This window comes from Marinifilum flexuosum, from assembly GCF_003610555.1.
GTDB lineage: Bacteria > Bacteroidota > Bacteroidia > Bacteroidales > Marinifilaceae > Marinifilum > Marinifilum flexuosum.
Map to the genome: position 1 here is coordinate 133824 of NZ_RAPQ01000012.1, position 13482 is coordinate 147305.

Here is a 13482-nt window from a genome sequence, read left to right on the forward strand (position 1 = left end):
GCACTATTGAAAGACAGTGTGGGTGTTTTTTACGATTCTAAAATCTTAAAACATTGAACACACAACAAAAATTACTTCTCACACTCTCCTTTTGTGCTTTGTTTTTTTCCAGCATGCTTGGTTTTCGGTACCAAATCACACCAAATATTGAAGTAGTAGATTATTGGTTCAGACTAATACCATTACCAATTCTTGATTACAATGGCATTTCCGATTTAAAACATCTCGATACCAAATTACTGGGCTATGTACTTTTCCTGCTCAATGCGCTAATCCTGTTTTTTAGGGTAAAATACGACAGAATACTATTGCCAGCCTTAATCATTTTCTTATTCAGTACAGGCTTTGCAATTTTCTTCGAAATTTGGTCACTATCTCAATACCTGAATGGCAACTACGCCGGACAGTCATTGTACATTGGTCCTTTCTTGTTCTTGTTCAACCTATCGATAATAAAAAGTTACCCAAGACGATTGGAACTTAGAAAATATTCATTGTAAAATGAAATAAGCGAGCAGGATTCAAAACAAAGAACATCAACACAACCGGACTAAAGTGACAAATTATTTTAATACATAATTGGTGTAACAATTACTGGTATGAGTTCGTCACATACAAATACCAAACAAATCACACATGAAACAAATTAAAATTACCCTTACCGTGCTAATATGCCTTTTTATAAGCATGAACAGCAAAGCACAGACAAAAGCAAGCACTTCAAAGAAGCTGACCAAAAAAGAGATGATGAGTGAATTGAAAACAATTTACGACCAGAGCATATATCACAACTATGTAATCAGAAAAATTGGCAGACAAGCCTTCAAAACCAAAGCAAACTATTCGAACTTTATCGAATATGCCAAAATTGCTACAAAATCGCGCCGAACCAAACTACTCATAAAAATTGCCAAGAAAACATCTCGCTTAAAAAGAGAAACCCTCCTGCCTGTTGAAGCTGCAAAACTTGTTGACGACACCTATGTAAGAACCAAAGAAGTAAAACGCGCCATACGAAAATCGCATCGAGCTAAAACCGACAAGCAAAAAAAAAGATTTACCGAATACATTGCCTCACTCGGCAAATGGTAACACCTAACAACAAGGGCTGAATCTTTTTGATTCAGCCCTTGTTGTTACTTTAAATAAAAATCAGGAAGACAACGATACGCTTCTATCCTTTCTAAATCCTACAAGTAAGTACAATATTACCCCTAAAAGAAAGGCTGCCACATGGGCTATTGTCGTAATAAGCGGAAAGATTAATCCAAAATAAACATCCCCTAGTATCACTATCGCTATAGAAGCCAGTACAAACCATTTTGCATTCTTCAATAGCGAAGTTCCATGCCTTACCACCACAAGCATTAACATCCCCGCAAGAGCATTCCAAATAATAGAAATTCCCTGCACACCTAATACAAACCAGAAAGTTGATTGAACCAAAACGGCAATAATGAAAACAATTCCCCAGCGTTTCGCAATTGACTTTACAGCCGGAAGAAGAAAAGGCAACATGGCTATTACCAATAAGGCATAATTAAGCACAGAAAGTTTAAGATCTCCACCATAAGTGAGTCCATTAAAAAGGGTAGTAATGATATCATCCATACAAATTGAGTTTATAGTTTTGATTTATTTTACTCTGATGAAAAGGTTTAGCGAGAACTAATTTAATCAAAAAGAAACCCTAATCAAACCAAGCTACACCTGAATGAGCAAAACACCACATAAACCTCTACATATCAATCAAAATCCTTAGTAACCAAAACTAAAAAACAAGCATATATTTGGAGAATAAAAAAAAAGCCCACACCTTTGTTTCGTAATTTTACGAAATACGAAACACATGGAAGAAACAAAAGAATTTTATTCCGTTGAAGAAAAAAAACTAGCTAGGTATGCAAAGGCCTTATCGCATCCTGTGCGTGTTTACATCTGCGATATTTTATCGAAACAAGCATGTTGCTACAGCGGCGATTTAGCCGAAGAGGTACCTATTGCACGATCAACTCTATCGCAGCATTTGAAAGAATTAAAAAACTCGGGTTTGGTGCAAGGAGAAATTAATCCTCCTAAAATCAAATACTGTTTAAATAAAGAGAACTGGGCAGAGGCTCAGCAATTATTCAAAGAATTTTTTAAATAATAAACTATTAATCATGGACATTAAAGTATTAGGACCAGGATGTAAAAAGTGTAACACTTTAGCAGATGCAACCAAGAAAGCAATTGAAGAATTGGGAATTGAAGCCAATGTTGAAAAAATAGACGATATGGTAAAAATCTTATCGTATGGTGTAATGTCAACCCCTGCTTTGGTAATCAACGAGAAAGTTGCTGTTAGCGGCAAAGTTCCTTCGGTAGCTGAAATCAAGGAATTTATCCAAAAAGCATAAAACCCTAAGGCTGTTGGCGGTCAGCCGGCAGCTTTTAACCCAATACGATAACACTAAAACACAAACAAAATGAAAAAAACAATAACATTAGGTATACTGGCTTTAGGTTTAAGTTTTAGCGCTTGCCAATCGAACACAAAAAAAGAAACTGCAAAAGCTGAGCAAGAAACAGCATGCAAAGGTGACTGCACAAAATGTGAGAAAACCTCCGAAACAAAAGTAGCATCGAACCAAGCTAAGGCGGGCGTTTACTATTTTCATGGTGATAGAAAATGTAAAACTTGCAAAGCTGTAGGAGCAAAAGCCAAAGAAGTAGCGGCAAGCTTAAATGCGAATTTCTTCGATATCAATTTCGATCAGGAAGAGAACAAAGAGTTGGCTAAAACATTCCAGGCAAGTAGTTCAGGTTTGTACATTAAAAGTGCAAAGTCTGGAGAAATTCAGGATTTAACAACATTTGCTTTCCGTAATGCAATTAACGACACTCCTGCTTATATCGAAAAACTGGAAACTGTAATCAAAGCTGAACTTCAATAAACAGAATGGAATACTTAGATCAATTATTATCTCAAAGTAGCTTTCCAATCCTTACTGCGTTTTTATTGGGTATCATGACAGCAATTAGCCCTTGTCCTTTGGCAACCAATATCACTGCTACTGCTTACATCAGTAAAGATTTAAGCGATAAAAAGAAAATCTTTTTTAACGGATTGATTTACACACTTGGCAGAGCAATAAGCTACACTGCTTTAGGAATAATTCTGTTTTTCGGAGCTAGCAAATTCGATATCTCGAGCTTCTTTAACACCTATGGCGAGAGGCTATTGGGACCATTATTAATCATTATCGGAGTCTTCATGCTCGATATAATTTCCATCAACTTTCCAGGAGTTAGTTCGCTTACCGATAAGTTGAATGGGGAGAAAATGAGAGGGAAATACTGGGGCGCTTTAATAATGGGAATGGTTTTCGCTCTGGCTTTTTGTCCTTACAGTGGGGTATTGTACTTCGGAATGCTGGTGCCATTAACCGTAGCCTCTGCCGACGGATTGTTCTTACCAATAGTTTTTGCTATTGCAACCGGATTGCCGGTAATTATTATTGCTTATTTATTGGCTTTTACGCTTTCAGGAGTAGGCAACTTTTATAACAAAATTAAAAATTTCGAATACTGGTTCAGAAAAGTGGCAGCATTAATATTCATTGCTGCAGGATTGTATTTCACTTACATTTTCTTTATCCAATAAACCGATATCAGTTTTTAGAATATCATGATCAAATCAATTCAAATTACAAACAGAAATCAGATAATATTGGTTCTATTATCATTACCAATTTGGTATTTTCTATATGTGAACCTTCAGAATATTGTTGATTTTCTTACCTATACGGTTTTCGGAATGAACAAAGAGGCTCACTTAACTGAAGCTGTTAACTTTTTCATATTCGAAACCCCTAAAGTATTTATGCTATTGGTATTGGTTATTTTTGGTGTAGGAATTATTCGTAGTTATTTCTCACCAGAAAAAACGAAAAACTTTCTTGCTGGAAAATCAACATTTTTTGGCAACGTAATGGCTGCTTTACTTGGTGTTTTAACTCCTTTTTGTTCTTGCTCTGCCATTCCTTTATTCTTAGGTTTTGTTGAAGCAGGAGTACCTTTAGGTGTAACTTTCAGCTTCCTGATTGCAGCTCCATTGGTAAACGAAATTGCTTTAGGAATGCTGGCAGAAGCTTTCGGATGGCAAACTGCACTTCTTTATACATTTACAGGTTTATCAATTGCCATTCTTGCAGGTTGGTTAATTGGTGCTTTAAAACTTGAAAAGTATGTACACGAGTGGGTTTACGAAGTTAAAACAGGACAAACTGAAATTGACACAACCAATCTATCTTTTTCGGAACGTATTCAATCAGGATTAAACTCGGTAAAAGAAATTGTTGGTAGAATTTGGATATACATTGTTGCCGGAGTAGCAATTGGCGCCGGAGCTCATGGTTATGTACCTGAAGATTTCATGGCCAACCTAATGGGTAAATCAGCATGGTATTCAGTTCCATTGTCCATTTTTATTGGAGTTCCAATGTATTCTAACGCTGCAGGGATTATTCCAATCGTAGAAGTATTGGTTGCAAAAGGAGCTGCTTTAGGAACCACTTTGGCCTTTATGATGTCGGTTATCGGATTATCATTGCCTGAGGTTATTATCCTGAAAAAAGTACTTAAAATGCCGTTAATATTGGCATTTGTAAGTATTGTTGCTATCGGAATTCTTATAGTTGGATTTATTTTTAACTTTATCTACTAAGATTTGGTATGAGATAAAGAAAGCAATGCATAGTCATTCAAAAAATACAAGTAACTCAAACCCTATCGTACTGTTCGATGGGGTTTGTAATTTTTGCAACACCTCTGTTCGTTTTGTGCTTGCATACAATCGAGCAGAAAATATTCATTTCTCTCCACTCCAATCTGATTTTGCGAAACAATTGCTTACTGAACACAATCTATCTTTCGATGAGATGAATACCGTAGTCTTCATCGAAAACAACAAAGCTTACACCAAAAGCTCTGCAGCTTTTAATATTGCAAAACATCTAGCCTACCCTTGGAGAATACTCTATTACTTCAAATACCTACCTAATGCTATTACCGATTGGGGTTACGATCTGATTGCCAGAAACAGATATTCCTGGTTTGGTAAAAAGAACCAATGCATGGTTCCTAAGCCTGAATGGAGGAAAAGGTTTTATGAGTAAAATTTGGAGTACTCAATATTGAAATAGTCTCTCGCTGATCTTCGCAGATTAAGTAACGAAGGTATTAAATTATATCATCAAACAGCTTAATTTATTAATAGAATTTGACTGCTCAAGCCGTAAGGCTCTTACTTTCTACATATAAGCAGCTTGTCCTTCCAATGCCCTTCAAACCAAGTAGTACATTAAATAAAGTATACATTCACACTTTCTAATCTACGATAATCAGATCCTTCATAAAAATCAGTATCTAAAAACAAAAAAACCGGAATCCTAAGATCCCGGTTGAATGTATTTTCTTGATTTGAATTAGTCTCCAAATGCAATACCAACACCTTTTGCAGTAGCAACAAGGTTCGATTTTGGATCAACCAAGTTTTGCTGGCCAATAGCCTCAGGAAGAGGAACACCAACAACTTCTGGGTGACGGTAAGCTACCATCTGACCAAATTTACCTTCCAAAACCATTTCGAATGCCTTAACACCGAATTGAGTTGCTAAAACACGGTCGTATGCTACAGGAATACCTCCACGCTGTAGGTGACCCAATACAGTAGTACGAATATCAGCTTCAACACCAGCGGCTTTTAATTCAGCAGCCAAACGATCAGCAGCACCACTTAACTTCAAGTTAGGGTTTCCAACTTCAGTACTTTCTTCAGCTAAAGCTTCACCACCTTTTGGCATAGCACCTTCAGCAACTACGATAATACCGAAACCTTTTCCTTTCAAGAAACGAGTATCCAATTTCTCTTTTACTTTCTTGATATCGTAAGGAATTTCAGGAATCAAACAAGCTTCTGCACCACCTGCAATAGCAGCACTTAATGCAATCCAACCCGCATCACGTCCCATAGCTTCCAAAATGAAAACACGGTTGTGAGAAGCAGCAGTAGTTTTCAACTTATCAACAGCTTCGGTACAAATTTGTACAGCAGTTTGATAACCGAAAGTAAAATCAGTAGCCGAAAGGTCATTATCGATAGTCTTAGGTACACCAATAATGTTTAATCCTTTTTCGTAAAGAGCTTGTGAAATTTTCTGAGAACCATCACCACCAATGCTAATTACAGCATCGATTCCCAAATATTGTAATTTACGGATCATTTCATCCGAACGGTCAGCTGATCCCCAAGAACCATCTTTGTTTTTCACTGGCCAAGCAAAAGGACCTCCTTTTGTAGTTGTTCCGATAATTGTACCCCCTTGGTAGTGGATACCTTTAACCGCAGCATCATCTAATATCTTAATTTCAGTCGGTTCCTTCAAAATTCCGTCGAACGACTGAATACTTCCTACAACTTCCCAATCTTTTTCTTGAGCTGCACGTTTCACAACGGCGCGAATCACAGCATTCAAACCAGGGCAATCACCACCTCCGGTTGCAACTAATACTCTTTTCATAATTGTCAATTTAATATTTCAATCAATTTGCTTGGCTAGCGCGGCTAAAATAAAAATATTTTTCCAAACCGAAACAAACAATTTCACTGTCAGTGAATTGCAATCGATTTCGAAATTGCTTTTTATAATGAATTTGAATTATTAATTTTAAAATACACAAAATCGATATTTAGTATAAATCGAATATCTGTGTAAAGATTAAAATAAAATAATCATTTGGTTCAGAGGTGAAAGATCACCATACAATTTAGGATAATTAACAGGGATAGAAAAGTAAAATTAAACTAGCAATCATGAAAATTAAAATATTTAAGGGAGATATTACCAAACTGAAGATAGATGCCATTGTAAATGCAGCAAACAGAAGTCTACTGGGAGGTGGTGGAGTTGACGGCGCAATACACAGAGCTGCCGGTCCGGAACTATTGGAAGAATGTCGTATACTTAATGGGTGCTCAACAGGAGAAGCCAAAATCACGAAAGCATATAATTTGCCTTGTAGGTATGTTATACATACCGTTGGCCCAGTTTGGAGCGGAGGCAAATATGATGAAGATCAATTGCTAAAAAGTTGCTACAAAGAAAGCATAAAGCTTGCTGAGAAGTATAAATTGCAAAGTATTGCTTTCCCAAATATCAGCACAGGTATATATCGCTACCCAAAAGAGGAAGCTGCCGAGATTGCCATTAAAACCGTCCGGAAACAATTGGAAAAATGCAAGTACCTAAAAGAACTTGTGTTTTGTGTATTCGATGATGAAAACTTAAAACTTTACAATGAGTTACTTTAAATAGAAATGGTTTCTTCTACCGTTTCATTATGATTCCATCGCTTGTATTTGCCCCAGTTCAACATTTTTGTATATCCCTTTTCTTCTAAAAAGATAATTACATTTTGTGTTTTAATGGTTAAATCACAATACAATATTAATGCCTTGTTTTTAGGAATTTTAGCGTACCATTTTTCAACATCATGATGCGGAAAGTTTTTGGCATTGGGAATATGCCCCATTAAGAAATATTCCTCTTCCCTTACATCCAATATCCAAATATCATCTTGCTCTTCCTGCGTAAGTTCCAAAAGGGTATCTGGATTCAAAAACTCTTTCAAACTCTCTCCTTCTGAAGATGTATAAGCGAAATAATTTGGCACATGAATAAAATACCAATACACGCCAAACCCAACAGCAACAACTGATACAATTAATAAAATTAAATTCATAGGCAGTAAATCAACACCGAAAAAATAGTCTGTTCTAATGTGATTTGCAAAAAAAAATCCCCTTCAAGGAGATTTTAATTTTATTCTGTTTAATAAATTGACATCGTATACAATTATCTTTTCATTGTAGCAATAAAGGTATCGCTATCAAGGAAAAAGTCAAGTGCATCATTGATTGATGGCAAAATTACATCAACATGATCGATAATATCTTTATGAATTCCTTCTGCCTGAAGCGTAGCTACAGAAATTAATGATTGAACGAACAATCCTATATCAATACGAGCATTACCAATAGCTGCAACATTTTGACTTCCCAAAGAAAGCAATACATCTTCTTTTTCTCTGGAGTTGCTCGCTTCATAATAAGCTATACCACTCGACAAAGCCAGATCTCTTGCATTTCCACGTTGGTCTGATGAAATCATAACCACGTTAACTCCCAACATTTGTAAACGATGAATTCTTTCCACCACACCAGGAACCATCTCCCCTTTAACGGTTAATGTTCCATTCGAATCTACCACCAAGGTATCGATAGTAATCGTTCCAACACCTGGAACCGCATAATTTAAACTCATAGATTAATGTTTTAATTTCAATCACAAAATAATGTTTTTTAAACAAATTTCACAAGTTTAAAAACACAATAGATTGCCCCCAACTCCTGCAAAATGTGTATTTATACCATTTTTATATTGATTTAAAATCGGTAACTAAGACCAATTGAAAAGTTCTCTTTAAACTGAACTTTCGACCCAGTATCATCATCAGAAATTAAATGGGTTGAAAATTTTGATAGTAAATACTGATTTATTGGCATGGTTAGACTCACTTCCCAATCTATATCAACATTCTTAGGCTTTTCACTATAATTTGAATAAAGTGTAAGCTTATTAATTAATTCCAAATCATCCCAAAATTTCAATTTATGAGAAAGGTTTACATACGACCCCACCTCTTTTTTAACTTTCTTGTCTTTATCCACACCATAAGCCGTTTGATCGATAATTGCTGTATCCTTTACAATAGTATATTTGGCTGAAAGTGGTGAAAGAAGAACTGAAAAATTCTTATTGGGTTTGTAATCCATACCGACAGAAGCAATAATATAAGCTGGAGCAAAAAAGTTTGATTTTAACACTCGTGGTCCATCACTTGGATACGAATAACCTTTTACCATTTGAGTTTTTAAATTGAACTGAGCTGAGTAATACCAATTCTTCACCGCTTTTTGTCCATATTTGGTATTAAACTCAATTCTATCTTCGTTCTTTCTAAACCCATCTTCACCTGATTTTAACAAACCATATTTTACTTTCAGGCTGTTGTCCCAGGTATGCTTTCCTCTTTTGTAATTTGCAAATGCCTCAAGTGTTGAAGTAGTAGCCATGGAACTCTCTCCACCTCGCGACCAACTATCACTTACATGACCTTGATTAAAAGCCATACCAACAGTTGCTCCAACTTTCCAGATTTGAGAATAACGTTTGTATTTACCCAGTTTGGCTAATGCATATTGATCTGCTCTTTCTTTTTTCTCTAACAATACTCTTGTTCCTCGAACTTTTGAACGCTGCACCGATTGTTGATAAACATCATCATCAACCAAAATTCTCACCGAACGATCCGAGGTATTCTGTATCCAAATACCGATAGAATCTCGTTTATTCTTTTTCAGCCAAAATCTCTTGTAGTCCTGTTTTCCATTGTTGATCCAAAACTTTACAGAGTCATTCATAAAGTTACGAACGCCCAGGAATACAGAGTCTCGGCTAATCTCTCTTATCCATTGGTGTACCGGATCATGTTCCACGTAATTATAAAGTTCATCCAAGGCTTCGGTCTTCCAGGTTTCATGAATTTCATTTTCGTCTATAACTGGCAAATCAGGTTGATAGCTTAATACCTTTTCAAGTTCTATTTGCTTTTTAACTTCTCTTAAAGCCTCTTCTGTTTTTCTCTTTTCTATATAATCCTTAAGGTAAAAAACCATATTTCGGATGCTATCATTCCCCACATACTGAAGCAAAGTATTTACCGCATTACGAACAGAATCGGTTTGATGTTGATTTGGAGCATAGTCCACTGCCAGTTCACGAACAATAAACCTGAATCCAACATTTTCAATATGATTTAAAGGATCTTTTATAGGGTGTAAAACAGAATCGTGCGTAAAATGCCTTAACGAATCAGTTCTATTGTGTTTTATTTTATAAACCGACTCTTCAAACCGAATGGTATCCAGAAGCAAAGAGTCTTTCTGCAACTGTGACGTACTTTGAGATAACAAAACAAATGGCTGAATTACAATCAGCAATACAAGAAAATATCGAATCATTGGGCGTAGCTCTGTTCGGATTAATAATATGGGCTTTTGGAACATACACTAACCAAATACAATTCTATCATATTTGGTTTGTGCAAAAATGTCAAATTTATTTTGTTCTTAAAAGCATTTGTGCGGGCAATCTATTCAAAAAATGGACCAAAATATCGTTTACATTTAAAGGTTCCTCAATTCAATCGTTTGCATATTTTTAGTCCTTAATTTTTGTTTCAATCCAAAAAGTTTTATTTTTGACCAATCAGTAGAAAAATCAGAAAGCATGGAAATTAAATTTCAACTTCCTAAACTGACACACAAAGTCTACCTTAACATCAAAAACAGAGACGAGTTTCACTTCTAATCCGTCTCAGGACATTTCTGTCCCATTTTTTAATACAATAGCAATTTTTTGATCAGATTACTACAACTGGTCTGTTCTTGTTGCATATCTGTATTTCATTTTTTGGCTAACTCAATATCACAACAATGTAATTGATTGATTTGTAGTATCCACAAATATTTTGGGTACCATAAACCGAACCAAAGCCAATACTAGTAACAAACAATATATTAAGCAATTAAATAAAAAATTATCATGGAAATTCCATTTGCAGAATCATACAAAATCAAGATGGTTGAAACCATCAGAAGAAGTACTCGTGAAGAAAGAGAACAATGGTTAAAAGATGCCAACTACAACTTATTTAACCTTAAAAGCGATCAGGTTTTTATTGACTTATTGACCGATTCAGGTACAGGTGCAATGAGTGACAAACAATGGTCAGCTATGATGTTAGGTGACGAAAGTTACGCAGGTGCTCGTTCATACTACAACATGAAAGAAGCATTAAAAAACATCTTGGGATTCGATCACTTCCTGCCTACTCACCAAGGACGTGCTGCTGAGAATGTATTGTTCTCTGTTTTGGTAAAAGATGGTGATGTGGTTCCTGGAAACTCTCATTTCGACACAACAAAAGGTCACATCGAATTTAGAAAAGCAAAAGCTATCGACTGTACTATTGATGAAGCTTTCGATACTGAAATTGATCACCCATTTAAAGGAAACCTTGACCTTGTTAAATTAGAGTCGGTTCTTTCAACTTATCCAAAGGAGCAAATTCCTATGATCATTGTTACTGTGACTTGTAACACATCAGGAGGTCAGCCTGTTTCTATGGCTAATATTAAAGCGGTTAAAGAATTGGCAGACAAATATGAAGTTCCTGTATGTTTCGATTCAGCTCGTTTTGCTGAGAATGCATACTTCATTAAAACTCGTGAAGAAGGTTATGCTGACAAAACAATTAAAGAGATTGTATTGGAAATGTACTCGTATGCTGATATGGCAACCATGAGTTCTAAAAAAGATGCAATTGTGAACATGGGTGGTTTCATTGGCATGAAGAGTGAAGAACTTTGGAAAAAAGCTTCTACTTATAACATCATGTTCGAAGGATATGTTACTTATGGGGGTATGTCAGGTCGCGACATGAATGCATTGGCTCAAGGTTTGGATGAAGGTACCGAGTTCGACTATTTAGAAACTCGTATCAAACAGGTTGAATACCTTGGAGGAAAATTGGACGAGTATGGCATTCCATTCCAAAAGCCAATTGGTGGTCATGCTATTTTCGTGGATGCTAAGAAAATCTTATCTCACATTCCAAAAGAAGAATACCAGGCACAAACTTTAGGTTGCGAATTGTATTTAGAAGCTGGTATTCGAGGTGTTGAAATTGGAACCATTTTAGCAGATAGAGATCCTGAGACCAGGGAAAATCGTTACCCGGATTTAGAATTGTTGCGTTTGGCTATTCCTAGAAGAACCTATACCAACAATCATATGGATGTAATTGCGGCAGCTCTAAAAAATGTTTACGATCGCAGACACGAAATCAAGCATGGTTTCAAAATTGTTGATGAAGCTCCAATTATGAGACACTTTACAGTGCAGTTGGAAAAGATCGACTAAGTCAAAATCACAACTACATATATGATCAAGGCTCCCTTCGAGGGGCTTTTTTTATGCGTTCGAATAAAGAAATCATTCTTTAATAATTTTTATTTTTTCAGAACTTCAAAATTGCTTAATTTTAAGAAAGATCAATATATCAACAAAATAAGAACACTAATCCTTATTTTCAATAAGAAAAAAAAGAAGCAAACTCTAACCTAAATTAACGAACTATGACTACAATTGATCTTAAAGTAACTTTACAATTAAACGAAGAGGATTACTTTAAAGTTGGTGATCACATCTTCACGAAAAATGACAAATTAAAATCTATCGAAGAAAGATTACACTTCTGTGGATCATCCGCAATTAAAGCCTTCAAAGAGTACGAAAGTTTATTGACTATGGAAATCATGGACAATTGGTCAAAGCTGATCAAAGCTTTAAATCAAACCACTTCGTGCTGTGCCGTATGGGATAATCGAAAAATTATCCAGGAATTGGTTGAAAAGAGAGACCACTCTGTATCATGGTATGTTAAAAATTGTAGAATCTGCTAACTGCCCAAAAACTAACAATTGAAAAGACTTTCCTTTAGGAAGGTCTTTTTAATTTAAACAACTCCTAAAGCTTTATCATACTGCATAATAAACTGCAACAAAATGCGACAAACTCCCTCCAAACACAAACAAATGCCAAATGAAATGATTAAAAGGCAACCTCTTCCACACATAAAAAATCACACCTAAGGTATAGAATACACCTCCAATAATAATCCATTGCAAACTTAGAATAGGAAGAACCGCACTAAATGCATCAAAATTAAAAACAAGAATATAGCCCATAAACAAATACATCAGCAGGGAAATCCATTTGTATCTTCCCAATAGGAATAGTTTATATACAATGCCAAATCCAACCAAAACCCACAAAGTTGCCAGGTAAATTTTACCTACCATATTATCCAGGTAAATTACCAAAAAAGGCGTGTATGTTCCTGCAATCATCACAAATATGCTAATGTGATCCATTTTTCTAAACATGCTCCTTTTAGGATGATCAATCATATAATGATACAATGCAGAAGAAAAATATAGCAGAAGAAAACCTAGCAGGAAAATAAAAACAGCCAACAGTCCTTTCCAGCTTTGGGTTTCCCAAGCATGATACATCAACCAGGTCCCAGCTGGAATGATAAAGAAAACTCCGGCCAAATGAGAAATCCAGTTCCATAGTTCATGAAGAGATTCCTTACTGTTTAAAAACCTCTTCTTATCCTCCTTAATTCGACTTGTTATTAATAACAACCACTTCATTTATCTACTCCTTTTTGATTGGAAGATTAAATTTCCGAAAAATAGATGAAGACTCAAAGCATTACCAATACAATTTAATTTTAATTCAAATAACT

General features: G+C 35.6%; 17 protein-coding genes. 11 read left to right on the top strand and 6 right to left on the bottom strand.

Annotated features, from left to right (window positions below; genetic code table 11):
* Window positions 1–53 precede the first annotated feature (53 nt).
* Both BXY64_RS18660 and BXY64_RS18665 read left to right on the top strand, forming a co-directional pair.
* On the top strand, window positions 54–500 hold the full coding sequence (locus BXY64_RS18660) for a hypothetical protein (RefSeq protein WP_147376042.1): 447 nt from the start codon (window positions 54–56) through the stop codon (window positions 498–500).
* Between the two features lie 136 nt (window positions 501–636).
* Window positions 637–1092, top strand: a complete 456-nt coding sequence (locus tag BXY64_RS18665) for a hypothetical protein (RefSeq protein WP_147376043.1) — start codon at window positions 637–639, stop codon at window positions 1090–1092.
* A gap of 60 nt (window positions 1093–1152) precedes the next feature.
* On the opposite strand, the gene BXY64_RS18670 is transcribed toward BXY64_RS18665, so the two are convergent.
* Window positions 1153–1611 carry a hypothetical protein gene (locus BXY64_RS18670; RefSeq protein ID WP_120241497.1) on the bottom strand — a complete coding sequence of 153 codons (459 nt, stop codon included), beginning with the start codon at window positions 1609–1611 and terminating at the stop codon, window positions 1153–1155.
* Window positions 1612–1849: 238 nt separating this feature from the next.
* Between BXY64_RS18670 and BXY64_RS18675 the strand changes: the two genes are divergently transcribed.
* The 6 genes from BXY64_RS18675 to BXY64_RS18700 all read left to right on the top strand — a co-directional run bounded on the left by BXY64_RS18675 (window position 1850) and on the right by BXY64_RS18700 (window position 5159).
* Complete coding sequence (locus tag BXY64_RS18675) at window positions 1850–2149, top strand: ArsR/SmtB family transcription factor (protein WP_120241498.1); 300 nt, start codon at window positions 1850–1852, stop codon at window positions 2147–2149.
* 13 nt (window positions 2150–2162) lie between these two features.
* Window positions 2163–2399, top strand: coding sequence for a thioredoxin family protein (locus tag BXY64_RS18680; RefSeq protein ID WP_120241499.1), 237 nt, complete (start codon window positions 2163–2165; stop codon window positions 2397–2399).
* A 69-nt stretch (window positions 2400–2468) separates the two neighbouring features.
* On the top strand, window positions 2469–2936 hold the full coding sequence (locus tag BXY64_RS18685) for a nitrophenyl compound nitroreductase subunit ArsF family protein (protein WP_120241500.1): 468 nt from the start codon (window positions 2469–2471) through the stop codon (window positions 2934–2936).
* 5 nt (window positions 2937–2941) lie between these two features.
* A complete protein-coding gene (locus BXY64_RS18690; RefSeq protein ID WP_120241501.1) occupies window positions 2942–3646 on the top strand; it encodes an aromatic aminobenezylarsenical efflux permease ArsG family transporter in 705 nt (234 codons plus the stop codon).
* 24 nt (window positions 3647–3670) lie between these two features.
* Window positions 3671–4708 carry a permease gene (locus BXY64_RS18695; RefSeq protein ID WP_120241502.1) on the top strand — a complete coding sequence of 346 codons (1038 nt, stop codon included), beginning with the start codon at window positions 3671–3673 and terminating at the stop codon, window positions 4706–4708.
* Window positions 4709–4733: 25 nt separating this feature from the next.
* Window positions 4734–5159, top strand: a complete 426-nt coding sequence (locus tag BXY64_RS18700) for a thiol-disulfide oxidoreductase DCC family protein (RefSeq protein ID WP_147376044.1) — start codon at window positions 4734–4736, stop codon at window positions 5157–5159.
* Between the two features lie 309 nt (window positions 5160–5468).
* Here BXY64_RS18700 and BXY64_RS18705 read toward each other — a convergent pair whose 3' ends face one another.
* Window positions 5469–6563: a 6-phosphofructokinase gene (locus BXY64_RS18705; RefSeq protein WP_110360273.1), complete on the bottom strand. Its 1095-nt coding sequence runs from the start codon at window positions 6561–6563 to the stop codon at window positions 5469–5471.
* 293 nt (window positions 6564–6856) lie between these two features.
* On the opposite strand from BXY64_RS18705, the gene BXY64_RS18710 reads away from it, so the two are divergent.
* Window positions 6857–7354 (top strand): O-acetyl-ADP-ribose deacetylase, encoded by a 498-nt coding sequence (locus BXY64_RS18710; RefSeq protein WP_120241504.1) that lies wholly within the window; start codon window positions 6857–6859, stop codon window positions 7352–7354.
* Here the strand turns inward: BXY64_RS18710 and BXY64_RS18715 are convergent.
* The 3 genes from BXY64_RS18715 to BXY64_RS18725 all read right to left on the bottom strand — a co-directional run bounded on the left by BXY64_RS18715 (window position 7351) and on the right by BXY64_RS18725 (window position 10126).
* Complete coding sequence (locus BXY64_RS18715) at window positions 7351–7785, bottom strand: rhodanese-like domain-containing protein (RefSeq protein ID WP_120241505.1); 435 nt, start codon at window positions 7783–7785, stop codon at window positions 7351–7353. The two genes, BXY64_RS18710 and BXY64_RS18715, sit on opposite strands and share 4 nt — an antisense overlap.
* A 113-nt stretch (window positions 7786–7898) precedes the next feature.
* Window positions 7899–8366 (bottom strand): HAD family hydrolase, encoded by a 468-nt coding sequence (locus BXY64_RS18720; protein ID WP_110360276.1) that lies wholly within the window; start codon window positions 8364–8366, stop codon window positions 7899–7901.
* A 122-nt stretch (window positions 8367–8488) separates the two neighbouring features.
* The gene (locus tag BXY64_RS18725) at window positions 8489–10126 is read right to left on the bottom strand and encodes a DUF3078 domain-containing protein (protein WP_170150707.1); all 1638 of its coding nucleotides are present in this window, start codon (window positions 10124–10126) and stop codon (window positions 8489–8491) included.
* Between the two features lie 583 nt (window positions 10127–10709).
* On the opposite strand from BXY64_RS18725, the gene BXY64_RS18730 reads away from it, so the two are divergent.
* Together BXY64_RS18730 and BXY64_RS18735 are read left to right on the top strand one after the other, a co-directional pair.
* Window positions 10710–12089, top strand: coding sequence for a tryptophanase (locus BXY64_RS18730; protein ID WP_120241507.1), 1380 nt, complete (start codon window positions 10710–10712; stop codon window positions 12087–12089).
* A gap of 215 nt (window positions 12090–12304) precedes the next feature.
* Entirely contained in the window at window positions 12305–12631 is a 327-nt protein-coding gene (locus BXY64_RS18735) for a hypothetical protein (RefSeq protein WP_120241508.1), read from the top strand.
* Window positions 12632–12706: 75 nt separating this feature from the next.
* Here BXY64_RS18735 and trhA read toward each other — a convergent pair whose 3' ends face one another.
* Window positions 12707–13387, bottom strand: a complete 681-nt coding sequence (gene trhA / locus BXY64_RS18740) for a PAQR family membrane homeostasis protein TrhA (RefSeq protein ID WP_120241509.1) — start codon at window positions 13385–13387, stop codon at window positions 12707–12709.
* Window positions 13388–13482 lie beyond the last annotated feature (95 nt).

Coding starts and splice junctions, on each gene's coding strand:
- BXY64_RS18665 (WP_147376043.1), top strand. CDS start 637: ATGAAACAAATTAAAATTACCCTTACCGTGCTAATATGCCTTTTTATA.
- BXY64_RS18670 (WP_120241497.1), bottom strand. CDS start 1,611: ATGGATGATATCATTACTACCCTTTTTAATGGACTCACTTATGGTGGA.
- BXY64_RS18675 (WP_120241498.1), top strand. CDS start 1,850: ATGGAAGAAACAAAAGAATTTTATTCCGTTGAAGAAAAAAAACTAGCT.
- BXY64_RS18680 (WP_120241499.1), top strand. CDS start 2,163: ATGGACATTAAAGTATTAGGACCAGGATGTAAAAAGTGTAACACTTTA.
- BXY64_RS18685 (WP_120241500.1), top strand. CDS start 2,469: ATGAAAAAAACAATAACATTAGGTATACTGGCTTTAGGTTTAAGTTTT.
- BXY64_RS18690 (WP_120241501.1), top strand. CDS start 2,942: ATGGAATACTTAGATCAATTATTATCTCAAAGTAGCTTTCCAATCCTT.
- BXY64_RS18695 (WP_120241502.1), top strand. CDS start 3,671: ATGATCAAATCAATTCAAATTACAAACAGAAATCAGATAATATTGGTT.
- BXY64_RS18700 (WP_147376044.1), top strand. CDS start 4,734: ATGCATAGTCATTCAAAAAATACAAGTAACTCAAACCCTATCGTACTG.
- BXY64_RS18705 (WP_110360273.1), bottom strand. CDS start 6,563: ATGAAAAGAGTATTAGTTGCAACCGGAGGTGGTGATTGCCCTGGTTTG.
- BXY64_RS18710 (WP_120241504.1), top strand. CDS start 6,857: ATGAAAATTAAAATATTTAAGGGAGATATTACCAAACTGAAGATAGAT.
- BXY64_RS18715 (WP_120241505.1), bottom strand. CDS start 7,785: ATGAATTTAATTTTATTAATTGTATCAGTTGTTGCTGTTGGGTTTGGC.
- BXY64_RS18720 (WP_110360276.1), bottom strand. CDS start 8,366: ATGAGTTTAAATTATGCGGTTCCAGGTGTTGGAACGATTACTATCGAT.
- BXY64_RS18725 (WP_170150707.1), bottom strand. CDS start 10,126: ATGATTCGATATTTTCTTGTATTGCTGATTGTAATTCAGCCATTTGTT.
- BXY64_RS18730 (WP_120241507.1), top strand. CDS start 10,710: ATGGAAATTCCATTTGCAGAATCATACAAAATCAAGATGGTTGAAACC.
- BXY64_RS18735 (WP_120241508.1), top strand. CDS start 12,305: ATGACTACAATTGATCTTAAAGTAACTTTACAATTAAACGAAGAGGAT.
- trhA (WP_120241509.1), bottom strand. CDS start 13,387: ATGAAGTGGTTGTTATTAATAACAAGTCGAATTAAGGAGGATAAGAAG.